This window comes from Stieleria varia (assembly GCF_038443385.1).
GTDB classification, from domain to species: domain Bacteria; phylum Planctomycetota; class Planctomycetia; order Pirellulales; family Pirellulaceae; genus Stieleria; species Stieleria varia.
This window is the reverse complement of record NZ_CP151726.1, coordinates 3906822-3931408: the sequence shown is the minus strand read 5'-3', so window position 1 is coordinate 3931408 and position 24587 is coordinate 3906822. Positions and strand designations below refer to the sequence as shown.

Here is a 24587-nt window from a genome sequence, read left to right as displayed (position 1 = left end):
AATTAAAGTGTTAATCGATACTCATTGCCACATTGACCGGTTTCCTGACCCAATGGCTTTGGCGTCTGAAACCGAGGCTGCTGGCATCACAACCATTGCAGTTACTAACATTCCAAGCCACTACCGATTGGCGGTTGAACACATCGGCGGCATGCGATTCATCCGGCCCGCATTAGGTTTTCACCCGTTGGCAGTAGCGGATAACATAGATGAACTTCCACTGTTTTTGTCGCTGCTTGAACAAGTCGAATTCGTGGGCGAAGTTGGGCTCGACTACTCCAGAGAGGGTTTTGGCTCAAAGGACATTCAACTTCCAGCGTTTCGGGAAATCGCCAAAGCTCTCTCCCAATCACCACGATTCGTCACACTTCATTCTCGCAAATCAGCTAAAGACGTGCTGGCAGTGCTCGAAGAATTTGGTGTCAAGTATGCCGTGTTTCACTGGTACAGCGACTCAAGCTCAACGCTGCTGCGAGCAATCGATTCTGGTCATTACTTTTCAGTCAATTCGGCGATGCTCAAGTCTAAGTCAGGTCAGGCTATTATTGAAACTGTTCCACGAGATCGAGTGCTTACCGAAACTGATGGACCATACATTAAGATCGGCAGGAGAGCGGCAAGACCAAGTGATGTGGATGATGTTTTGTCGGGGATCGCAGATTTTTGGGGTGCGGAAAAAGCGGAAGTTGAGTTACAGGTAGCGGCAAACTTCAGCACTCTCTGCTCTCTTGTGAGTGTTGACAGCGGGGTCGAACTGTCTTGAAAATCCTCTTTTCTCCACGGCTGGCACAGCGTCGTTGGCGGCGTCAAACCGACCTACCTGAAGGACCCTGGGCACGAAGTCATCAACCCAGCACTTGACGATGACGACTTTGATCTTGCCGTTCGCACTGCTCAGGCCGAATATGATCAACACCAACCTGATGTAGTTGTCGGTACATCACGAGGCGGTGCAGTCGCCATGAACATCGACAGCGGAGACACACCACTCCTTTTGCTCTGTCCAGCTTGGAGAAATTGGGGGACGTCAAAGACGTTGAAAGCGAATTCGGTGATCCTTCACTCACACCAAGACGACGTGATTCCGTTTGCCGACTCTAAGGAACTCGTTTCCAACAGCGGCCTCAAACCGGAAACCCTCATTGAAGTCGGTCATGATCACCGACTTGCCGACCAAGAGCCACTTAAGGCGATGTTGGCGGCGTGTGAGCGGTTGGACAATCCTGAAGACATACATACATCCAAAGGTCAATGAGAGAGCAATGGCCAAGAAGCAGTCAACTGAAGACGGAGACAGCTTCGACGAAGCGTACTGGGCCAACAAATCACTCGAAACACTTTCTGCAGCCAAAGAACTTCTGTCGATAACCGCACCCGTTTACGGAAACCCCAGACTGAACTTTTGCAAATGGTCGATAAACATCGTTCTCGACGGTTACAATGAACTGATTGTCCGTGAGCGGAAGGGGGGAAACGTCTTGATTGAGTTTCGGTACGGTGAAAAGCGAGAGGAACTGGCTCAGATTCTCGAAGCTAACTCCATCCAGTACAACGATCGATACAAGCATTTCATTTTTGCGATCAGCGTCCAACGCATACCCAACGAGGCGGAAATGTTCGCGTCAATTGCTAGTCTAAATTGTCGATGGTGGTTGGATAGTGGCGACGCCGACTGAGTGAGGGAACCGGTAAAAGTGCCAGGGAAAAGCTGACAGAGATCGGTGTGATGTCAGGCACGATTGGAGTTTTGAGATCGTGAGGTAATCGTAGAACGCGTTCCTGCGTTCCCTGAAAACACCGTTCGCTCGACCGCCAAACACCTGCGGAAGTGTACCGCAGCGGCCGGTCAAAACGCGTCGCTCTTTCTATCTAAGCCGAGCACGCTCGTGCTCCAAAAATTGGGGGCCACTTCAGTTTTGTCGAGGGGTGCATTCCAAGAGCAATGCATTTCTTGTTTGCTACGAGAGGCTTTCATCAACGTGGCTCCCGGGTGTTTCTCCAGCTGCATACGCCGAGAGTGGCCTTCTCTACGGATCGGTTCGTCGCAACTCCAAGGCTTTCATATTCGAGGCAGGCAAATCCACGAACTTAAATGCCAAACAGGGCACACTCCTACGAACGCTCAGGATACAGAACTACCTCGACGAGCAGCGTCTAGCTGTTTCTCACCTGAATATTTCGTTCGGGTGGTCAATGAATTTGCATCGTTTCATACATGCCGAGGCGATAACGCAATCGCCGCTTCAAGGCCAGTTCCGAACGAAGTCCCTTAGCGTGCCAGGGATCAGACTGCTTTCGGCTTAAAGGAAAAAAATCGAGTCCGGTTCTTTTTCTCTACTTGATAGTCAGTAGTTGTCTGCATTAGCCTATGGGTCGCTTTCGAGAAACGGGAATCCCCTGGAGCGGCGATATCATTGGCTAGACCGGCTGATTGTTTCTCGGATTCATTGCGTTATCCCCACCGGCAACGATTCGCCGGAAGCAAAGCATTAAGGACGAGGCAGGCCCACACCAACCATTTGTCGTACATAACCGCCGCACGTGCGATCGCGGGCGACTTCCTGGCGTGAACGGGTCCAACCCCAAGTGTAAAAGTTTTGATACGTCAGTCGTTGGCGTGTGTGACTTCTGCGCTTTCTTTAAAGGGTTGGCCCGATGGATATGCGCGGTTCTTTTGCAGCAGTGCGCTAAGGGTCAATCCTGTTTTTTACAGGGATTGAAATGCCTTACCAGTTTCTTTTGAGTCTTGTTGCAGGTTTGCAAGACAGCTCCACCGACCATGTTTCGGGGGGCTTGACGTGAAAAAGCGATCAAAAACCGTTGTCCACATCTCACCTCAGACGATGCTTGGGGTCCACGATGTGGCCTCACGCTGGGGCTGCTCGCCTGAGCATGTTCGACGACTCGCTGAGTCGGGGCGGATTCCCGCTCCGGTGGCGCTGGGACGACTCATTCGATGGCCACTTTCGGTTCTCGAGCAATGGGAAGCCGATTCGTGTCCACCAGTGCGAAAGAAGGATCTATCTAGCCGGCAAGAAGAAACTACGGCAGTCTCCGAGACAAAGAGGAGACGCAAATGAGCAACACAAACTTGCTTCGGATTCTTTCCGAAGATGCCATTCCGCTCTCGGACGTACCCAGCATGATCCCTGGACGTCGTCCCCATGTTTCGACGATTTGGCGGTGGCACAGAAACGGTGTTCGCGGCGTTCGTTTGGAAGCTGTAAGAGTTGGTCGCAGTGTCATCACTTCCAAACAGGCCGTGACGCGCTTCTTGATTCATCTGAATCCACCATCGAAAGAAGGTGGGAAGCGATGACCCAGCCGATTTCGACCCAAGAGCCTGTACTCGAATTGCAAGCTCAGTGCAATTTCCGGGCTGACAGAACAACCGATCGCCTGGGTTCAGCGTTTACCTGTGCTTCTGGCAGGCAAAAGTTCGCCGTCGCGATGACCTGAACTTGAATCGAGACCGCAGCATTTCACGTTGCTGCGGTTGGTGCCCCAAAAGTATTGGGGCAAGAAAAGACCGCATGACAAATCCACACGTAAAACACAGGAAAACCGAATGAAACCCGAACTACATTCCATCAATCGCACTGCCGAATTCTTCTCTGAAAGTGAGTTGGAGAAACAGATTGGCCACACGCGTTGCGATTGGGTGCTGGCGATCATTAAAGAGCTGCTGGACAACAGCATGGATGCGATTGAGCAGACCAACGTCCCGCCAGAAATCGTGCTCAACATCGATTCGACCGGGATTACCGTCGTGGACAACGGACCAGGGTTTCCGCCTGATGCGGTAGAGAAACTGACTGATTTCGATACGCGGTATTCCTCGCGTGCGTTCTACCGAGCGCCAACTCGTGGAGCACAAGGAAACGCAGGAAAAACGATTCTTGCTCTGTCATACGTGCTCAATGGAAAGAAGGGACAGGTCTCGATCCTAGGATGTGGTGTGCTATCGCAGATCACGGTCAGCTATGACGCTGTTAAACAAAGTCCGGCCGTTCTACTGGAATCACGGGAACAATTGAGCGACTTTTTTGATTCCTCAATCTGTGAGTTACCAAGCAGACTTCCGGTGATCGCGAACAGTGACGATGTCAACTTTCGGACTTCGGGAACGTTGATTCACGTTGCGATCGATGGCTTGCTCGCGACGTTGGAGTCTCACGAGATTAATCGATATTTTCGATTTGCAACCGGATATCAGTTGCTCAACCCTCATCTCAGTCTGATCTTCAAGATTGGCGACAAAACTCAGGGCCTAGTCAGGACGGCTTCAAGCATGGCAAAGTGGCGACCTTCTAAGCCTGAGCCGCCACACTGGCACACACCGGAGTCGTTTTCCAATTTGGTTCTTGCATCCCATCGAGCGGACTGTGAGGCCAACAGGGATAGATCGCTCCGCAGCTTCATGAAGGCTTTCCATGGCCATCGGCGGAACGATGCTGTGAATGCCGTACTTGAACGAAGCGGATTACCGCATGGTCCTGTTTCCACCCTGATTGGCAAGAATGGGGTCGCCACCAAACCAGTGAGCCGATTGTTCAAAGAGATGAAGTCTCAGGTCGATGCACCGGGGCACAGTCAGATTGGACAGATAGGCCGCACAAATTGCAGGAAAGCCTTTGAGAACTTTGGGGCAAACGATTCCACGTTTCGCTATAGGAACTGGACGGGGGCATGCGAGCGAGGGTTTCCGTTGATCGTCGAAGCCGCGTTCGCTGAACTGGCGGATTGCACAAGGGATGGGCTCGTCATTTCTGGTGTTAATTTCTCTCCGTCAGTTCGCAATGACATCTGCACTGAGATGACTCAAGCTCTCAGCGATCAATTAGCGCCGAAATGGAAACCAATCATCGCGATGTTGCATATCACGATGATCGATCCACCGTTTGCTGATCGAGGCAAATCTAGGATCAATGTTGATCACCAAACCGCCCTTGCGATTTCGGAGGTCGTTGAATTTGTCACCAGAGATTGGTTCAAACGTCAGAAAGCGATTGAACGAGACGAAGGAAAGCTTCTGAGAAAACAGGCGAGAGCTGAAAGAAGCAAGCAGCAAGATTGCACTCTCAAAGATGCCATTTTGATCGTGTTGCACGGAGCGGTAGAGAAAGCGGCCGGGAAACAAAAAGGGTTCTACACGGCGAGAGACCTTTACTACCAAGCTCGACCCCTCGTTCAAAAGTATAACAGCGAGTATTTGGATCAAAAGTACTTCGATCGAGTCATCGATGAGTACGAAATCGAGCATGGAATCCTAAAGGGACGACTGCGCGATCCACGAGGCTTCCTGATTGAGCCACATACGGGACGCAAGGTACCGCTTGGGACTTCGGATGTACTCGACTACGAGATCCCCTGGGACCTCTACCACACTCTGATCTACGTTGAGAAAAAAAATCTAGTGCATGCTTTCGAGTATGCGAAGGTTCCTGAACGCTATGACATTGCGGTGATTGCAGCCGAAGGCTACGCGACACGAGCGGCCAAGCTCTTGGCACAGAACGCACACCGTGAACGCGGGGTGCGAGTGTTGTGCCTGCATGATGCAGATCCAGATGGGTACAACATCGCCAGGACGCTCTCTCAGTCCTCCGGCGCCCATGATTTTGATTTCGAAGTCATCGACATGGGGCTGACGATCGAAGAGGCACTCGAGATGGGCCTTCAAACCGAAACATTCGCCCGGAGAAAGCAACTCCCTTCTGGCCTGGACTTAAGCCAAGCCGCGTTGGATTCGTTTGCAGGTGTGGCAACAGAAGTCGTGAGAAAAGGAAAGAAGCACACCGAGTATCGAGACTGCGTCCGCGTAGAGTTGAACGCTTTAAGCGCCGACAAAGACTTGTTTACAGAATGGATCGACAGAAAACTCAAGCAATTCGGTGTTGCAGAAAAACTGATTCCAAAGAATGAAACCATTTGCCAATACGTTGCGAATAGGACTGATGAACATTTGAGGCAAGACATTGCCGAGAAGGTTGAAAGCATGCTGTGTGTCGCATCAAAGATCGATGACGCATTTAGGATCGCTCGTGATTCATCAACAATCGAAAACCCGCAGAGAGTCGTTCAGGAATGGGCGGAGGATTGTTTGCCAGAAAGGTGGACCGACTGCTGCGATGCCCTGGTCGAAAAGCAGATCGCCTCCTTGGATGACGTGATTCACGAGGCGGTTGAGCAGGTGTTGAGATGAGCATTCTTGACTCCATGGACTCAGACCGTCCGGTAATGGTCGCGATCCCCTTTGGGGTGAATCTGTCTGCGAAATCGACTACGGCTGATCGTGAAGCGGTTTTTCTGGCTCGTCTGTCGCTGTACACCAGCATGTCGCCGGAGCGACAGCGCGACAGACACTGGATCCCCATTCCTGCCAAACTACCCAGGATGCTGCTCGGCACCACGGAGTATCGCAAGCGAATTGAACGTCTTTGCGGCGCTGGGATCATTGAGGTGAATGATTCTTACTCCGACGGCAAGATCGGCGGCGAGGCGTTTCCCAAAGCCTATCGGTTTACGAAGGCACACTGTTCGGGACGCCACCGTCTCCACCAGCTGAAATCTAAACGGGCACGAGAGATTGCACTCAAGGAGAAGCAGATTGACCCGGCAAATTTGCGGCCAGCAGGTATGTACTACTGGCAGCACGGCAACAGTTTCCAACTTGATCGCTCAGCGGTGGATGCCATCGGGCACGAGGACTACTGGACACAGTGGAATCTCGGACAGTGGAAAAGTGGCGAGAACTACGCGACCCGATGCGACTATGGGCGATACCACTCGCTACTTACGCGAACTCCGAGAACTGTGAGACCTTTCCTGACGACGGCAGCGGGTGAGCGTCTTGGGATTGTCGACGTCTCCGCAGCACAGCCATCGCTGATCGGGGCGGTCGCTGCAAACATGGCATCATCACACGGAGCACCACCTAAGTGGAACCAACGTGGTCGGGACGCCCCAGGGTATCTATGTAATGTTGCTGATTTTTTCGGGGGATATGAGGAGAAGCGGCGGGTCATCCAGAACGCTCCAACTGATATCCAGCAATGGATCGAACTGTGCGAGTCGGGGCTGATCTACGACTACATGCTGGACCAAATTTCGCGGCTTCCAGGTCCAGCCATGATCGAGATGCGAAACGCACAGGGAACGCGATTCCGCGTTGATGCACGCGATATGAATCGGTCGCAAATCAAACGCGCGACGCTCGTTCCCCTGTTCGATCACCAGGACGCTACCGAACGAAACCCGCTTTTTCAAATTGTCCGACGGGATTTCCCGACGATTGCTCGCTCCGTCGAGCTGATCAAAAGCCAGACAGTACCGGACGGGCGGAAGCTGCACGAAGCGTTGGCTCGTCTGCTGCAGCTTTTGGAGTCCACGTTGATGATTGATGGAGTCGGGACTGTCCTTGAGCGGCAGCACAAGGATGAACCGGTGCAGCCGATTCATGATGCCATCCTCTGTCGAATGGATTTCTGTGGTCAAGCGACGGAGATCATCAAAGCACAATTCGCCCGGCTCGGATTGCGTCCCCTCGTGAAGTTGGATGCGTGTAATTAGGCGGTTTCCCAAGCAGGTTAAACCGATTTCCGCCGGATCATCAGTTCGGCCTCTCAGAACACAGTCACCAGAAACGAAGTCTTCGAAACACTCTCTCAAGGATCAGTATGATGCACGAATCCAAACTTATTCTTTTCCAATTCAAGCAAGTAACTGGCGATGGTGGGCGTCGCGAGTTGATCGATCTCGTAGCCGCTTCTCATCGTGATACGATCGAAGCGATGAGAGTCGCCATCGAAAATGCCCGGAAGACTGGGGACGCGCTCCGTGCGTTGTATGCAACCTGCACTCCTGATGAGTTCGAGAAGGAATTGAGGAAGCTGCCGTCATTGACTCCTCAGCAGGCCATTCGTTACATGATCGCCTCACACAACGCAGCGCGTGATTGAGTAAGCGCGAGACAAGCAAATCCGCTTTACCGATCTCTGGTCTCAGGTCGCTCGCTTGTTCCAGTCGTGTTGTCAAAATGCAATAAATGCAATGAGGCGTCAAAGTACGGGCGATCGAATTGGAAAAGCCCCGCCACCCCGGACGCGGGACCACTAGAGTTACCCGTGAGCGCATTTGTCGATCGCGGGTCAAAAAACCCGAAAGAGATTTGGAAATCCTTTACGGCGAAGCTACTACGCCACTCTCGGTGCCAATTCACTGCCTTGCTGGCGACCGGGAAGCGGGGGAGGGCGACGGAGAATCGCGTAATCTGTTTCAGCCGCAGCGTCACCGTGGGAGCCTGTGATGTCAGTGCAGAATCGAATCAATCAAAGCTCAACGGACGAACTACGAGAGTTTGGATTGGGCATTAAGGATTCTCTCACGAGTCGGTTAAGCTGTACCTAAATTCGTTTCATCTGTACGTCAAGCGAGCACAAATGGTGATTATCTGACAATCCGCCAAGATTATGGCGGATTGTGTACACTTTTGTTGCTGACTCGACTCTTAGCCGATCGATGGAGCGACCCAGGCCGCCTCGATTGCTTTGGCTTCGTCCTGCTGTTGATGAACGTACTGTTCAGTCATTCTTGTCGATCTGTGGCTCAGCAAAGCACGGGCGCCTTCGATTCCGATCGCTTCTGCGACCGCGGTGGCCGCTAGATGCCTCAACTGATAGGGCGTCCATCGTGGAACCTTCGCTTTTTCACAGGCTCTCCGCACTGCACGGTTGAGAGAGTCCTTGTTGAACTTCGTCCCGGGCTGACGCTTTGGATTCGCAACTCGAACGTCTCCGACGCAGTTCCCATGCCGAGGCGGTGTCTTGCGTTTGGCGGTTCGTTGGTCTCGGAACCACTGGGCTGACTCCGCCGGACTGAAGCAGAATGAGTCGGCGTCGCGAAGCAAAAAAGGCGTCAGAGCTTCCCTGGCGGCTCCGACGATCGGTACCGCTCGCACAACGCCATGTGCTTGGGTTTTGTGGCTTTGCGGTCGGTAGAACCACTCCGCACCGCTACGGTCAATGTCACGCGGCCGCATCGAAAAGACCTCTTTCGGACGCATTCCTGTCGCGATTTGCAGCGTGATAATCATCCGTGCTTGCGGCGACAAGAACTCGGCAGTTGCCTTCACGATGGCCAAATCCGCTGGCAAGCGTTCTTTGTATTCTGCGGCCGTTGTCTGTCCGCGCTTGAGGGGGTCTAGTGTTTCAAGACGCTGGAACACGTTCACGTCGATTAGTTCGCGTGAAACTGCGTGTCGAAAGATTCTAACAATCACAGTGATGTAGTGATTGATTGTCTTTCGTGCATTGCCGGTGGCAACCAATAGATCCCGCAGTTCCGCCAAGCGCCTTGGGCCGAATTCTACCGCAGGTAAATCGCCGTATTCGTCCTCCAGCAACGTGCACAGATGCCGGTAGCGTCCCAATTGCTGCTCACGAGCATCGATCTCGCGGCGATACTCAGCCGTCACATTTTGGACCGTGATCACGCAGTCGGACTGATACGTGGCCACCACTGGCTGGATCTTCCGGCCGTCGGCTAAGTACTCGGAGACCAATGTGTCGTAGCGGGCTTGAGCTTCTGCTGAGCCGTGGGGACCGAGATAGAAGTAGCGGCCATCCAGGAAAACACGTGCTTGTCCGGAGACGTGGTACTTCATCTCAGGAACACTTCGTTTGCGTCGTGACATCGCGTCACCCTCTTTCGATTGGCATTAATGGTATCGATTACCATTAACGAGTTTGAAAGCGGGTCGCACGGCACGTCGCCGGTGTCACGTAAGTCGTGACTCGACCGTAGTTTACTTCTATTGGAGCTGAAGAGATTTGAACTCTCGACCTCTGCATTGCGAACGCAGCGCTCTCCCAGCTGAGCTACAACCCCTTGGTTTACGGACGTTCTGAAACGACCTTGACTGACGATTCATTTTAGCCCGAGCGTTGCCGACGGGCTAGCAGGCTGTCGATTTAGTAGGCCGACGGCGTTGGCGGCGGGCTTTGTGGGGATGACTCATCCCTTCGAAGCCCGTGGCTAGCGCCATCGGCTCACAAGAATTGTACAACGTACTCAATCGACAGTTCTATCCGCGTAAGGGCGTTTTGGGGATCGGTTTGGCGGCTCACTCGATGATCGCCAGCAGGTCGCCGGCTTCGACTTGCGTGCCGGGAGGCGTTTGGATGGTTTTTACCGTTCCGGTCGCCGGCGCGTTGATGGTCGTCTCCATCTTCATGGCTTCCAGCACCATCAGCTTTTGACCCTCCTTGACCTTGTCACCTTCGCCCACCGCGACCGTGATCACCATGCCGGGCATGCTGGCGGCGACTTGGTTGGGGTTGCTCGGGTCGGCTTTGATCGCGGCTTTGGTGTCGGGTTCGAGCGACTTGTCCACGACGGTGATTTCGCGTGGTTGTCCGTTGAGTTCAAAGAACACCGTTCGCGTGCCATCGGGGTGCGGTTGTCCGACGGCGAGGAACTTGATGATCAGCCGCTTGCCTTCTTCGATATCCACCGCGATTTCTTCGCCGGGCTGTTGGCCGTAAAAGAAGTTCGGTGTGGGCAGGCGTGCGACGTCACCGTAGAGGCCACGGTGCTTGGCAAAGTCCTCGAAGACTTTGGGGTACAGAATCTGGGTCACCGCGGCGCGATCGCTTTCGGATTCCCCCAGTGCTTTGGCCGCGATCGAGCGGGCATCGGCGATGTCCGCGTCGGGCATCGATGCTCCCGGGCGTCCAGTATCGGGTGCTTGATCACCCAAGACGACTTTCAGCACGTTGTCTGGGAATCCGCCTGGTGGTTGCCCCATTCGTCCGGCGAGCAAATCGATCACGCTGCCAGGATAGGCGAGGGCTTTGCTGCTGGTCAGCACGTCTTGGGCGGCCATTTCGTTGGCGACCAAGAACAACGCCATATCGCCGACGGCTTTGCTCGTGGGCGTGACTTTGACGATGTCGCCGAACAGCTCATTGACCTCTGCGTAGCGCTGGCAGACTTCCGCCCAACGGTCGGACAGCCCCAACGCTCGTGCTTGCTGGAATAGATTGGTGTACTGGCCGCCGGGCATCTCGTGTTCGTAGAGGTCACCCGTGGCGGGCAGCACGTAGCTTTCGAATGGCAAGTAGAACTCACGTGCGGCTTGCCAATAGGTCGCCAGTTGAGTCAGGGCTTGTGTGTTGAGATCCGATTCGCGTGGCGTGTCACGCAACGACTCGACCAGCGTGTTCAAGTTGACTTGGCTGGTACCGCCGGAGAGCGGAGCCAAGGCGGCGTCGGCGATCTGGAGTCCTTCGTCGGCAGCCGCCAGAATCGTTGCCGCTTGGATGCCTGCTGTGTCGTGAGTGTGCAAGTGAATCGGCAAGCCGACTTCGTTGCGCAGCGCACGCATCAGGGTGATGGCGGCGCCCGGTTTGAGCAGCCCCGCCATGTCTTTGATCGCCAGCAAGTGGGCGCCCATGCGCTCGAGTTGTTTGGCAAGATCGATGTAGTAGGCAAGGTCGTATTTTCTGCGTCGCGGGTTTTGCAGGTCACCGGTGTAGCAGATCGATGCTTCGCAGATGCCGCCTTCCTCGATCACGGCTTCCATGGCAACCCGCATGTTTTCTTGCCAGTTGAGGGCATCGAAAACACGAAAGACATCCATCCCCGCCTGAACGGCTTCGCGAACAAACAGACGCACCACGTTGTCGGGGTAGTTGGTGTATCCGACGGCGTTGCTGGCTCGCAGCAACATTTGCGTCAAGATGTTGGGGACAGATTCACGTAAGTCGGCGAGTCGTTGCCAAGGAGACTCCTTGAGGAAACGCATCGAGGTATCGAACGTTGCTCCGCCCCACATTTCGAGCGAGAAAAGTTGTGGTGTCAGGTGGGCGTATGCCGGAGCGATGCGGAGCATGTCGTAAGTCCGCACGCGCGTTGCCAGCAGCGATTGGTGCGCGTCACGCATCGTGGTGTCGGTGAACAGCAGGCCTTTTTGTTTCCCGATCCACCGCACCAGACCGTCGACCCCTTCGCTCTTGAAGATATCCCGGGTGCCTTTGGTCGGATGGGCTTTGGGGGAAAGCTCAGGGACGGGCGCGGGCTCGCGGCGGAGGGCGACGGGACGATCGGCGACCAGCGGGTTGCCATTGACGATGGTTTCGCCGAGGAAGGTCAGGATTTTGGTCGCGCGATCGCGGCGTTTGGGCAGCTCGAACAGTTCTGGTGTCTGATCGATCAACCTCGTGGTCGCTTCGCCGGCGAGGAACGTCGGATGGTTGATCAACTGGATCAAGAACGGAATATTGGTTTTGACACCGCGGATGCGAAACTCTTGGAGGCATCGATCCATGCGCGATGCGGCCGCGGCGAGTGAAGGTGCCCGCGCGGTGACTTTGACCAGCATCGAGTCGTAGAACGGATTGACCACGGCGCCGCTGAACGCGGTGCCGGCGTCCAAACGAATGCCCATGCCTGCAGCGCTGCGATAGTGGCTGATGCGTCCGTAGTCCGGGCGAAACTGGTTCGCGGGATCTTCCGTGGTGACGCGGCACTGCATCGCAAAGCCGCTGGTGCGGATTTGCGACTGGGGAGGAATGCAGGTTTCGTCACTGACGAGCGGGTATCCTTGTGCGATCCGGATTTGGCTGCTGACGATGTCGATGCCGGTGACTTCTTCCGTGACAGTGTGTTCGACCTGGATGCGCGGGTTGACTTCGATGAAAAAGAATTCTTGTGCATCGACGTCGTAGAGAAACTCGACCGTGCCGGCGTTTTCGTAGCAGGAGCCACCCGAGTCACCCGAACCGACGGCGCGTCCGATTTTCAGTGCGGCTTGGCAGAGTTCTTCGCGGATCGTTGGGTCCAGATTCGGCGCAGGTGCGATCTCAACTACCTTTTGGTGCCGACGTTGGACGCTGCAGTCTCGTTCGTAGAGGTGCACGATGTCTTTTCCGTCGCCCAAGATCTGGACTTCGATGTGACGAGCACGTTGGACGAAGCGTTCCACGAAGACTTCGTCGCTGCCGAAAGCCGTTTTGGCTTCGCGTTGGGCGGCTTCCAAGGCAGCGGGCAACTCCTCCGCGTTTTGCACCACACGCATGCCACGACCGCCGCCGCCCTTGGCTGCTTTCAGGATGATCGGGAAACCGAGTGATTCCGCGATCTCCAGGGCTTCATCGGGGCCGGTGAGGGCTTGGTTCTTGCCGCCCAGCACTGGAACGCCCGCTTTCTCGGCCAATTCGCGTGCCGAAGTCTTGTCGCCAAGTTGCTCCAGGGAGCGAACGCTGGGACCGACGAAGAGAATGCCGGCTTCCTCGAGCGCACGGGCAAATTCGGGGTTTTCGGAAAGGAATCCATATCCGGGGTGAACCGCGTCCACGTCGTATTTTTGGCAAAGAGCGACGATTGCGTCGATGTTCAGGTAGGAGCGAATGGGCTCCCCGGGCTCCCCAATCTGGTAGGCCTCATCGGCTTTGAAGCGGTGCAGAGCGTAACGGTCTTCGTAGGAGTAGATGGCGACCGTTCGGATCCCCAGTTCGGTGGCACTGCGAAAGACTCGGGTGGCGATTTCACTGCGGTTTGCGACCAAAAGCTTGCGAATGGGACGAATCGTCATTGTGATTGATGAGACCGGTTGGGGAGGAATCAGGAGTGGGGGAGGTAATTTAATCGATTTAATCGTGGGAACGTACCAGCGGTGATCAGGCGAAGTGGATTGCGCCAGGAGGTCTGGCGTGAGGGGGCTCGGTGGCGGGGGATTCTGGCGAATCGACCGTCTTGTGCGGGTTCAAATAGAGGCAGCCAAGATCTGGGAAAACGAGTAAAGTATCTGAGTCGCCCAAATCGGTCCCTTTGCGTCAGCGAATTTTTCCTGGGCGACACAACGCGTCTTTCGGCGAGTGTGGTTCCCGACCCTGCTCAGACCGAGCTCACCTGAGAACAATTACCAAGATCTTTGTTTTAAATTGCGTATGGCCACCGTCGATTCGACCAACCACTCCCATCCCGACGCCGATTCGGCGGCCGGCTTCCCCGCCGAAAATGGGGACAGCCCGCAATCCAATTCCCAAACGGAGAGTAAAGCTGTGCCCCCAAAGAAGCGAGGCGTACCTGAGGGGCTGTGGCTGAAGTGTCCCGGCTGCAACGCATCGATCTACAAAAAAGAGGTCCAGCAGCGGCTGAACGTTTGCCCCAAGTGTGAATACCACTTCTATGTTTCTGCGGTGGAGCGGATCGCCCAGGTGTTGGACGAAGGCACCTTTGAGGCCATGAACGAGCACTTGAGGCCGACCGATCCGCTGGAATTCTCCGATCGCCGTCGCTATGCCGACCGGCTCAAGGGCGAGCAGGAGCGGACCGGACTGACGGACGCCGCGTTGACCGGGACCGGAATGATCCGAGCACGCCGGGTCGCGTTTGCCGTGACCGATAGTGCATTCATCATGGGCAGCATGGGGTCGGTGGTCGGGGAGCGTTTGACGCGGTTGATCGAGCATGCGACGGAACAGAATTTGCCGCTGATCATCATCAGCGCCAGCGGGGGCGGTGCGCGGATGCACGAAGGAATCCTGTCGTTGATGCAAATGGCCAAGGTGTCCGCTGCATTGGCGAGGTATGATCGGGCAGGCGGTCTTTTCATCAGTGTCTTGACCAACCCCACGATGGGTGGCGTAGCAGCAAGTTTTGCGTCGTTGGGAGACTTGGTTTTTGCCGAGCCCAAGGCCTTGATCGGATTTGCCGGTCCGCGAACGATTAAAGCAACGATCGGAATCGAATTGCCCGACGGTTTTCAGACCAGTGAGTTTTTGCTGGAACACGGATACATCGATCGGATCGTGCCACGCAAGAACTTGAAAACCGAGATCGCCAGCGCGATCGACTACTGCGGAAAGTAACGCCCATGGGGCTCCTTGATTCTCTCAAATCAGCGTTCGGCGGATCCGGCGGGTCTGGCGGCCGGATCGACGTGGCGGCGCGGTTTACCAAAGAACGGACCGCCGCAACGGGAACGATGGCCCACTTTTTTGTCGCTCGTGACAACAAGCACGACGGACGACTGGTCGGCGTCAAGATTCTCGATATCGAAAAGATGGAGCTGTTTGAGAATCGCTTCAAAGGTTTGAACAAACCCTCCGAAGGCGAGATCGCGATGCGGATGAAGCACCCCAAGGTGGTGCAGACGTACGAAGTCGGAATTTCCACCAAAGGTGAACCCGTCCTGGTGATGGAGTACATCGCCGGCCCGAGCATGCAGAACATTGTCGTCAAAAAGCAGGAGCATCACGTTGCCGGCAAGCGGTTGATTCTGATTCGGGACATGGCCGAAGCGTTGCAGTACGTTCACGAACAAGGTTTCATCCATCGCGACATCTGCCCACGAAATTTCATCTGTCTGCCCGACACCACCGGAACCAAGTTGATTGATTTCGGTTTGACGGTCCCCGCGACTCCACCCTTCATGGCACCGGGCAACCGGACGGGAACGCCGTTGTACATGTCGCCCGAGATCGTGCGTCGACGCCATACCGACAAGCGGGTCGATATCTTTTCGTTCGGAGTGACCGCGTACTGCTTGATCGCGTTCTCCCATCCTTGGCAAGGAGATGAGGTGACTGGCAAAGCGGCTTTGCAGCACGATACAAAACCGCCGAGACCTTTGTCGGATGTCTGCCCCAACGTCGATCCTCGATTGGCCAAGGCCATCATGCAGGCGATCCAACCCAACGTGGATAACCGCACGCCGACGATCGAGCAGTTTCTGCATTCGGTTCGAACAGTGGAAACAGAGTTTGTTGCCTGATTTGCGATGGTCTCCATCGCGGCCCAAATTCAACGGTCCACTGGTCCACTGGTTCACTGGTTCAACGGTCCACTGACGCGTCGTCGGTCACCAATTCCACATGCTGCGAAACACCGGAAACACCATCCAAACCGACGCTGTCCGACGGTAGCGTTTTGGCTTGCCTTAGTTGCTTCTTTGCCGCTCGTACCGCATTGGCCAAGAAGATCGCCGAGCCGCACCAGATGAGTGAGAATCCGAGCACTCGACCGCGTCCCATCGTTTCGCCAAGGTAGACCGCACCGATCAAGAACTGCAACGTGGGCCCGACGTATTGCAAGATCCCGATCAGCGCCAGCGGAGTACGCTGCGCCGCGGCGGCAAAAAATCCGAGCGGCACAAGCGTTGCTAAGCCGCCGCAGACCAACAACGCATCGATGCGCCACGAGATCTGTCCCATCGAACCCTCGCCCCGTGAGTGAACGATCAGCACGTACACAATCGCGGGGACGATCAGCACGCTCATTTCGATCAGCAGCCCGGCAAAAGAATCCAACTGAGCTTTTTTCTTGGCCAGTGAATAACTGGCAAAACTGGTGGCCATGACAAGGGACACCCAGGGCAGTTTCCCCGCTGCGGCCGTCATCGCGGAAACACCGATCGCAGCGATCGTGATTGCCAACCATTGAGGACGCGACAAACGTTCGCCCAAGAAAACAACGCCCATCAAAACGTTCAGCAACGGGTTGATGTAGTAGCCGAGCGAGGCTTCCAAGACACGGCCATGATTGACCGCCCAAATGAAGGCCATCCAGTTGGCGAAGATCAGCATCCCGGCGACGCCGTGCAACAGCCAAGTCGACGGTCGCCGCAGCTTGCCGAGATAGGCTTGGAATTCGTCTTGGCTGGACCGCAGGAGCTGGATCGGGACGAGGATCGATAAGATCACGGTAGCCCAAATGATCCGGTGGCAAACCAGCTCGACGGAATCGACCTGGGAGAGCTGACGCCAAAACAGCGGAAACAGTCCCCACAGCACGTGCGCGGTGACGGCAAAGATGATTCCGTTTCTTAGTCGGGGCGTGATCACGCGAACGCTTGGCTTTGGATCATTGAGCTGGCCACGGTTTGGGCGGTTGAATCTGTGGGGGCTGAGCGGATTGTCCGCTACGAACGATGGCAGGATGCCACCGTTTGCTGACACGAACGTTGGAATTTCGTTCGCGCTCAGTAGACTGATGAGCATGCAAAATCGTCAATCCGAGCACTTGGCAACCATCGCAGCCGTCGCCCCCCGAACCAATCGAGCTCGCTTGCTCAGCACGCGCTGGCTGTTGGTGCATGCCATCGTGCTGGTCCTCTGGCACACCTCATGGCTGGCGATTGTGATGCTGACGCTGTGGCTTTGCCGAGCGACTCCAGCCAGTTCGCCGACGTTTGCCGCATTTCTGTTGCTCCTGGGCATTGCTTTCCAAGTCACGCTCAGTCGCAGTTATCCCGAATGGCCGCTCAATCGGTTCATCTGTTGGCGACTGCGTCGAATCCTACGGCGACGTGAACCCACAAAGCATTTTGCATGGTCTCCGCAATCTGGCGACTGCGAAGTGGTCGAACTCATCCCTCGATCCCGGTGGCAGGGAGGCCATTTGGACAATGCCATTGATGTCATGGTCGCCAAAGTCGCTGACGGACGACTGCAGATGCTGGGCGATCAGAGCATCTACGACATCCCTGGTCAGTCGATCGTGGATCTTCGGTTTGACGATGTCGTGCTGAGAGGCTGGATGACGCCGACCTTCATGGTCGTGCTGACCGTGGAGACCTCGGATGGGTTGGTCGAACTGCCGCTGGCTCGCCGTGATTTTCGCTGGGGGCAGCTTCGGGCGTCCCGGCGTCGCGCTGAAACCATTGCATGGTGCGGCGAATTGTCGGCGATTGCTAGCGGCTGCGGCCCATCGATCTCTCCGTGGTCGACACCCCAGGGAGGGGGCGAAAACATCATGACGCCGTCATACCGTAACCCCTACCACCCCACGGTAGCTACCAGTTGTTGCTCCGAACCGGGGCAAGCCCGGGCTGTTCAAAATTCGGGGTTGTGACGCTGGAACGCTCCTCAAGTTCCTGTCACCTCTCCCGCTGCAACTGATGGCCCCCAGTGAGCCTCAGGCGCTAGCCGTGGGCCTGAGGCGGATTGTGGTGCCGGCCCACGGCTAGCGCCTGAGGCTCACTCTGATTGCGATGCATGGGACAAAAACATGGACTGAAAAAACAATGTCAACACCAAACTTTGAGTAGTCCAGTCGATATTGTCCGGCGGCAGCCCTTGATTTGCCGCTTCATTCCCGCTATCTTTCTCGCCTCCATTGCTCCCAACTGTAGGTAATAGACATGGCACATAAGAAAGGTCAGGGGTCCAGCCGCAACGGTCGCGACTCCAACGCCCAGCGACGCGGCGTGAAAAAGTTTGGTGGTGAGGCCGTGCGCGCCGGAAATATTTTGGTCCGTCAGGTTGGTACCAAGTTCCATGCGGGACGCGGCGTAGGCCAAGGAAACGACTACACGTTGTTCGCCCTTGTGGACGGCAAAGTGATGTTCGATCGCAAAGGCCGACGAGTCAACATCGTCCAAGCCTGATTTCAGCCGATCGTCGATCGGGCCGTTTGGCCCACAATGACAGTACACAAATCAAAAAACGCGGTGACGAAAATCGTCACCGCGTTTTTTTGTGGACACGATTTATTGAGTGACCCATGTCGTAGTGGACGAGGTTACGAGTCCCGTGCGCCAGGACTCGTAACCTCGTCCACTACGCCAGTCAATGATTGCTAGTTGATATTCCATCAACAACAGATTTTGAACAGCCCAGCGCTATCCTGGACTGCTCAAAGTTTGGGGTTGACATTGTTTTTTCAGTCCATGTTTTCGTTCCATGCATCGCAATCAAAGTGAGCCTCAGACGCTAGCCGTGGGCCGGCACCATAATCCGCCTCAGGCCCACGGCTAGCGCCTGAGGCTCACTGGGGCCACCAACTGCGCCGGCAGCCTCAGCCCACAGATTTTGAACAGCCCAGCGCTATCCTGGACTGCTCAAAGTTTGGGGTTGACATTGTTTTTTCAGTCCATGTTTTCGTTCCATGCATCGCAATCAAAGTGAGCCTCAGGCGCTAGCCGTGGGCCGGCACCACAATCCGCCTCAGGCCCACGGCTAGCGCCTGAGGCTCGCTGGGGCCACCAACTGCGCCGGCAGCCTCAGGCCCACAGATTTTGAACAGCCCAGCGCTATCCTGGACTGCTCAAAGTTTGGGGTTGACATTGTTTTTTCAGTCCATGTTTTCGTTCCATGCATCGCAATCAAAGTGAGCCTCAGGCGCTAGCCGTGGGCCGGCACCATAATCCGCCTCAGGCCCACGGCTAGCGCCTGAGGCTCACTGGGGCCACCAACTGCGCCGGCAGCCTCAGGCCCACAGATTTTGAACAGCCCAGCGCTATCCTGGACTGCTCAAAGTTTGGGGTTGACATTGTTTTTTCAGTCCATGTTTTCGTTCCATGCATCGCAATCAAAGTGAGCCTCAGGCGCTAGCCGTGGGCCGGCACCACAATCCGCCTCAGGCCCACGGCTAGCGCCTGAGGCTCACTGGGGCCACCAACTGCGCCGGCAGCCTCAGCCCACAGATTTTGAACAGCCCAGCGCTATCCCACGGACAAACTAGTTCCGCGACGGGAAGATGCCTTGCAACGCGATGATGTAGTTGACTGCAGTGTAAGGCTGCATGTTGTTGAACGAAGTACCATTGCCGGTGTTCTGAGCTGCAACGCCCAGCGTCCCACCTACCGAACCGGCACCCATCAACGCACCTGGTGAACCGGAATAAGCGTCAACACCGCCAGCAAGGAAGGTTCCCACAGGGCTGTCTTCGTCGGCATCGCCAGGGCTGACTGCTACGGACAAGTTGTTCGTGACCGTTACATTGTGGGTATGTGGTGGCAGGTTATTGGTATTGAGCGTTGTCGTTGGACTTCCAGCTTTCTGACCGAGACTCACAGGTGGCAAGCCGGGGCCATTTCCCGGATGAACAGCCACTCGCCCACGGAGTTCAGGAAGCCCAAACGTGGTCCGGCCATCGCCACCGTACGTCGTGCCGAGGATGGAAAACAGTGCCGTGTTTTGGGCAATGGAAAGCAATTGACCGTCGCACAAAGCCCAGCCTCGCGGTGCAAAGTTGCCACCGAACATGATGATCTGACCGATAAATGGTTCCATGATTGTGTACCTGTGTTGTTGTTCGTTTCAGTGAGACAGATGTTGCTGATCATAGCCCCTTTTCCGTGACATGCACGCAAAGATAGTTCGTTACAGCGTTACGAGAAACTTCCACGCCTGCCACCGGTGTTCAGTTGTGCATACCTCTGCAGAGTCAAGTTCTTGTGACTGCGGTGAATACGCCAACAGGAGATGCATCGCTAGATCTTTTCGCATAACGTGAGTTCGAATGGCTTCAGTAACGGGCGGTAATCACCCAGCGAAGCTCTCTTTTGAAACTTCTGATCGTTTTCATGAAAAGGGGCGCGCATGCAACGTGAATTTCAATTAACGTCTCACTATTCCTGCAAGATCTGCCCCCCCCATCTTCGCCTCCAACAGTCACGCAACGGATAAACCGAATGTCTCCAAAAGCTCGCTCGGTACGCTTGAAATCGGTACGCTTGAAAAAAGACAAGACTCACAACCGGTCCAAGTCACAGCAGCGTCGACTGCGTTGTGAATCACTGGAGGATCGGCGTTTGTTGGCGGTGTTGTTGGCAGAGAGCTTTGAATCGGCAGCCGCAGCGGGCGACTCCGGGCTGGTCAGCGCGCCGACTGCTTTCTACGACGGCTCTAGTGATTTCTGGACCAGAACCGACGGGGCCAATCCAGCGATTGAGACCGCCAATGATACTGCTGGTGCACCGAGCTACAACGGTCAAGACGGATCGTTCTACTGGGCCGGCGAGGACTTGGACGATAACGGTGGGGACGGACTGGACACCAAAACACTTGAGATCCAGAACATCAACATTTCGGGACACAACAACCTGCAGTTCACCGGATTGTTTGCTGCGGATGGACAGAACGGTGCTCCTGAGGCCCCAACATATGATTTCGGTGAAGGCCTGATTGTTCAGTACAGCATCGATGGCGGTGCATTCATCGATGGGGTTGCGTTTCGCTCGTCGGCACCTACATCCGGCGACTTTAACTTCTCACTTTTGCAAGACACGGATTTCGACGGCATTGGTGACGGCACGGAACTCGTTCCTGCCTTCACATCTTTTGGCTTCGCCATTCCAGCGATCGGCACCTCTCTGACATTGCGGATCACCGCCGATATCGATGCCTCCAGCGAAGAACTCGCTTTTGACAATTTGCGGATCACAGGGGATCCCGTTCTCGCCAATCAAGCTCCGATTGAGAATGGAGTTTCGGCAGCGGATGTCGGAGAGCCCGAGATCGGCTTGACCGGCTACGACTTTACGATCGTGTTCACCGATGACAATGCGATCGACATCAGCACCATCGACACCAACGATGTTTCCGTGACCGGCCCCGGTGGTCCTCTGACGATCACCAACGCATTGGTCGACATCGGAGTCAATGGCTCACCGCGCAGCGTCACCTACACGGCGACGCCGCCCGGCGGTGCCTGGGATGCCGCGGACAACGGTGGTTACACCATCGGGATCAATGCCAACCAAATCGGTGACGATGGTGTACCGCAATTGTTTGTGGCCGCTGATCCAAACGCCGGAACATTCAACGTAAACGCAACCAATACGGCACCGACCTTGACACGCTTTACGGCATTGAACGTGATCGCGACCGATCAAGGCGATGCCGATCATTCATTTACAATCGAGTATTCCGATGTCGGCGGAATCGATGTCTCCACGGTCGACATTGGTGACATCACTGTCACTGGCCCGGGAGGTCCACTGACCGTGACCGGAGCCAGTGTTGCGGCCGGTAATGGATCCCCGAAAACCGTGACTTACACCGTCGCGGCACCGGGTGGCAGTTGGGATGCAGCCGATGACGGACTCTACAACGTCGACATTGTTGCTGGCCAAGTCGCCGATGTTGCTGGAGCGACGGTCGCCTCCGGATTGGCCGGCAGCTTCGTCGCAGACTCCACGATCCTGGTTCAGGAAAGCTTTGAGTTGTCCTCTGCGACAGGTGACTCAGGGTTGCTGAGCGCCGCGGGCGCCTTCCACAACAGTCCAGATGATTTCTGGATTCGCACCGACGGCGTCAATCCTGCGATTGCAACGGCAGGTGAATCGCCGGGATCACCAAGCTACGTCGGTCAAGCTGGATTGTTTTATTGGGCGGGTGAAGACTTGGACGATACCGTCGCCGATGTCGACGGAACGCTTCCCGGTGGAGACGGCTTGATATCCAAAACACTTGAGATTCAAAATGTTGACATCTCCGGTCGCAACAACTTGAACTTCAACGGACTCTTTGCGGCTGACTCAATCGTCAGTGGCAACGGCAGACACGACGCGGGCGAAGGTCTGATCGTGGAATACAGCGTTGATGGTGGAGCATTTCAAAACGGGGTCGCGTTTCGTGCCGGTGCCGGAGGAGATAACCAATTGCTTCTGCAGGACACCGATTTTGATGGAGTCGGTGATGGAACTCAACTGACGCCGACGTTCGCTCAGTTCGGTTTCGCGATCCCGGCCCTGGGAAACAGCTTGACGCTGAGAGTCACGGCAACCGCTGATGCTGCGAGCGAAGAGTTCGCGTTTGATCATCTGGTGGTTACCGGTGACGCGGTGGCTGGCAATGCAGCGCCGACCGCGACCGCGTCGGTAGCAACGGATGTCGGTGAAACGGAAATCAATCTCACCTCGTATTCTTTTACGATTGACTACGGCGATGACAGCGCGATCGATATTTCAACGATCGGTCTTTCCGATGTCACCGTGACCGGCCCCGGTGGTCCGCTGACGGTAACGAATGCGGCAGTCAACATCGGAACCGATGGAACGCCACGCACGGTCACCTACACCGTGACTCCCCCGGGCGGCTTTTGGGACGCAGCGGACAATGGCCTGTACAACATCGACGTGGTTGGGGGCGAAGTCGGTGACGACGGCGCGCCTCAGCTATTCGTCGCCGCTGGCAACGTGGGTTCCTTTAACGTCGACGCCACCAACACCGATCCCATCGCGTTCCGCGTGACCGCGTTGGACGCGATTGCCGTGAACGTCGGCGATGCCAGCTACAGCTTCACCATCGACTATCGCGATATCGGTGGAATTGACGCGGCATCCATCGACATCAACGACGTCACCGTCACCGGCCCCGGTGGTCCATTGGTGGTGACCGGTGCCAACACGGCCCCCGGCAATGGTTCACCCAAGCTCGTCACCTACACGGTGGCAACGCCAGGAGGCGACTGGGACCCTGCCGACGCGGGACTCTACACGATCGGTATCGTTGCCAACGAAGTGGCCGATGTGGCGGGAGCATTTGTCGGTGCCGATCCGGCCGCGGGTTCCTTCATGTTCGACCACAACGGCTTGCTGGCTGAGAGCTTTGAGACAGCTTCGCCCCCGGGTGACTCCGGTCTGGTGTTTGCCCCCACTGCATTCCACAACGGAACCAGTGATTTCTGGATTCGCACCGACGGTGCCAGCCCAGCGATCGCCACTGCCGGCGAACCAGCCGGAGCGCCGAGTTACAACAGTCAGAATGGCGCCTTCTACTGGGCAGGCGAAGATTTGAACGATACTGGTGGCGATGGCGACGACGAGTTCCCCGGAGGCGATGGACTGGCGGACAAGATTCTGGAAATCCAGAACATTGACATTTCCGGTCGAGAAAACCTTGTCTTCAGCGGCTTGTTCGCTGCGGACGGCAACAATGGCTACGATTCCCTGGAAGGCCTGCAAGTCGAGTACAGCATCGACGGAGCACCGTTCGTTGACGGGGTAGAATTCCGCTCGGCTGCTTTGTCTGGTCAGCTCAATGCGGCCTTGTTGCAAGACACAGATTTTGACGGCATCGGCGACGGAGTGGCACTGACGCCTGCGTTCGCCGAGTTTGGATTCAACCTATCAGGCACGGGCAATTCGCTGACACTACGCGTCACCGCCAATTCCGATGCATCCAGCGAAGAGTTCGCGTTCGACTATTTCCGAGTTTCTGGCTCATTGGCACCAGTCATTCCGGTCTCCACCGGAATTGATGTTCAAGGCGCGGAGGACCAGCGGTCGTTCGTCAATCACGTCGACATCTTGTTCAACGATGCAACCGGCCTGCAGGATTTGATCAACAACGGCAACATCCGTATCGAGCGATTCGACATCAATGGTGCTCCCGCCACACCTGGGACTGGAACGCTGATTCCAGCACCGACGGCATCGGTCAACGGCAACGACATCGAGTTGGATTTTGGACCGGGAGGCATCGGTGGCGTTAACGACGCTGGAAACGGCTTCTATCGAATCGAACTGGACACCGACAATGACGGGCAGTTCGATGACGCGGCTTATGAGTTCTTCCGGCTCTACGGCGATGCTGACGGCGATGGTACAGTCAATGCAGTCGATACTCGAATACTCATTGACATGAACGGCGACGGTCGGGTCGATACCAGAGACAGACGTGTTGCTCGCGGCGAGATCGGTCAGTTTGTTGATGCCGCATTGCTGGCGATGATTGACGACTGAACGAACGTGCAGCTTCCTAGTTCGTTCCAAGGACTCTGAACCGCATTTCCATTGCTAACTTGTTCTACGACACCGTTTTCGAATCTACTGATTAACCTACCGGTACTCCACC

Annotated in this window: 17 protein-coding genes and 1 tRNA gene; 13 read left to right on the top strand and 5 right to left on the bottom strand. The window is 55.6% G+C overall.

The genetic code is table 11. The annotated features are described in order from the left end of the window. Nucleotides 1-7: 7 nt before the first annotated feature. The 8 genes from qatD (at nt 8) to Pla52nx_RS12920 (ending at nt 7961) form a co-directional block, all read left to right on the top strand. Nucleotides 8-763, top strand: a complete 756-nt coding sequence (qatD, locus tag Pla52nx_RS12950; RefSeq protein WP_146518431.1) for a Qat anti-phage system TatD family nuclease QatD — start codon at nt 8-10, stop codon at nt 761-763. Between the two features lie 288 nt (nt 764-1051). After that, nucleotides 1052-1255, top strand: a complete 204-nt coding sequence (locus tag Pla52nx_RS12945; protein ID WP_197454287.1) for a hypothetical protein — start codon at nt 1052-1054, stop codon at nt 1253-1255. A gap of 7 nt (nt 1256-1262) precedes the next feature. After that, nucleotides 1263-1676 carry a hypothetical protein gene (locus Pla52nx_RS12940; RefSeq protein WP_146518433.1) on the top strand — a complete coding sequence of 138 codons (414 nt, stop codon included), beginning with the start codon at nt 1263-1265 and terminating at the stop codon, nt 1674-1676. A gap of 1167 nt (nt 1677-2843) precedes the next feature. Continuing rightward, entirely contained in the window at nt 2844-3080 is a 237-nt protein-coding gene (locus Pla52nx_RS32925) for a helix-turn-helix transcriptional regulator (RefSeq protein ID WP_390620370.1), read from the top strand. Further along, nucleotides 3077-3319 carry a DUF1580 domain-containing protein gene (locus Pla52nx_RS12935; protein ID WP_146518435.1) on the top strand — a complete coding sequence of 81 codons (243 nt, stop codon included), beginning with the start codon at nt 3077-3079 and terminating at the stop codon, nt 3317-3319. Before Pla52nx_RS32925 ends, Pla52nx_RS12935 begins: the two co-directional genes overlap by 4 nt. A 249-nt stretch (nt 3320-3568) precedes the next feature. Further along, nucleotides 3569-6205: an ATP-binding protein gene (locus Pla52nx_RS12930; protein WP_146518436.1), complete on the top strand. Its 2637-nt coding sequence runs from the start codon at nt 3569-3571 to the stop codon at nt 6203-6205. Then, entirely contained in the window at nt 6202-7572 is a 1371-nt protein-coding gene (locus tag Pla52nx_RS12925; protein ID WP_146518437.1) for a hypothetical protein, read from the top strand. Before Pla52nx_RS12930 ends, Pla52nx_RS12925 begins: the two co-directional genes overlap by 4 nt. A gap of 110 nt (nt 7573-7682) precedes the next feature. Next, the gene (locus Pla52nx_RS12920) at nt 7683-7961 is read left to right on the top strand and encodes a hypothetical protein (RefSeq protein WP_146518438.1); all 279 of its coding nucleotides are present in this window, start codon (nt 7683-7685) and stop codon (nt 7959-7961) included. A 548-nt stretch (nt 7962-8509) separates the two neighbouring features. Here Pla52nx_RS12920 and Pla52nx_RS12915 read toward each other — a convergent pair. The 3 genes from Pla52nx_RS12915 to Pla52nx_RS12905 all read right to left on the bottom strand — a co-directional run bounded on the left by Pla52nx_RS12915 (nt 8510) and on the right by Pla52nx_RS12905 (nt 13594). After that, entirely contained in the window at nt 8510-9694 is a 1185-nt protein-coding gene (locus Pla52nx_RS12915; RefSeq protein ID WP_146518439.1) for a tyrosine-type recombinase/integrase, read from the bottom strand. A gap of 121 nt (nt 9695-9815) precedes the next feature. Beyond that, nucleotides 9816-9888: transfer RNA gene (locus Pla52nx_RS12910), tRNA-Ala, on the bottom strand. A gap of 235 nt (nt 9889-10123) precedes the next feature. Beyond that, nucleotides 10124-13594, bottom strand: coding sequence for a pyruvate carboxylase (locus Pla52nx_RS12905; protein ID WP_146518440.1), 3471 nt, complete (start codon nt 13592-13594; stop codon nt 10124-10126). Between the two features lie 355 nt (nt 13595-13949). On the opposite strand from Pla52nx_RS12905, the gene accD reads away from it, so the two are divergent. Next, the gene (gene accD, locus Pla52nx_RS12900; RefSeq protein ID WP_146518441.1) at nt 13950-14873 is read left to right on the top strand and encodes an acetyl-CoA carboxylase, carboxyltransferase subunit beta; all 924 of its coding nucleotides are present in this window, start codon (nt 13950-13952) and stop codon (nt 14871-14873) included. A 5-nt stretch (nt 14874-14878) separates the two neighbouring features. Beyond that, nucleotides 14879-15778 carry a serine/threonine protein kinase gene (locus tag Pla52nx_RS12895; RefSeq protein WP_146518442.1) on the top strand — a complete coding sequence of 300 codons (900 nt, stop codon included), beginning with the start codon at nt 14879-14881 and terminating at the stop codon, nt 15776-15778. 61 nt (nt 15779-15839) lie between these two features. On the opposite strand, the gene rarD is transcribed toward Pla52nx_RS12895, so the two are convergent. Continuing rightward, nucleotides 15840-17003, bottom strand: coding sequence for an EamA family transporter RarD (gene rarD / locus Pla52nx_RS12890; protein ID WP_146518443.1), 1164 nt, complete (start codon nt 17001-17003; stop codon nt 15840-15842). Here rarD and Pla52nx_RS12885 point away from each other — a divergent pair. Together Pla52nx_RS12885 and rpmA are read left to right on the top strand one after the other, a co-directional pair. Next, on the top strand, nt 16996-17856 hold the full coding sequence (locus Pla52nx_RS12885) for a hypothetical protein (RefSeq protein ID WP_231741715.1): 861 nt from the start codon (nt 16996-16998) through the stop codon (nt 17854-17856). The genes rarD and Pla52nx_RS12885 overlap by 8 nt on opposite strands. A gap of 289 nt (nt 17857-18145) precedes the next feature. After that, nucleotides 18146-18391 (top strand): 50S ribosomal protein L27, encoded by a 246-nt coding sequence (gene rpmA / locus Pla52nx_RS12880; protein WP_146518445.1) that lies wholly within the window; start codon nt 18146-18148, stop codon nt 18389-18391. Between the two features lie 1072 nt (nt 18392-19463). Here the strand turns inward: rpmA and Pla52nx_RS12875 are convergent. Beyond that, nucleotides 19464-20018: a phage tail protein gene (locus Pla52nx_RS12875; RefSeq protein WP_231741716.1), complete on the bottom strand. Its 555-nt coding sequence runs from the start codon at nt 20016-20018 to the stop codon at nt 19464-19466. A gap of 401 nt (nt 20019-20419) precedes the next feature. On the opposite strand from Pla52nx_RS12875, the gene Pla52nx_RS12870 reads away from it, so the two are divergent. Next, entirely contained in the window at nt 20420-24475 is a 4056-nt protein-coding gene (locus Pla52nx_RS12870) for a hypothetical protein (protein WP_146518447.1), read from the top strand. Nucleotides 24476-24587 lie beyond the last annotated feature (112 nt).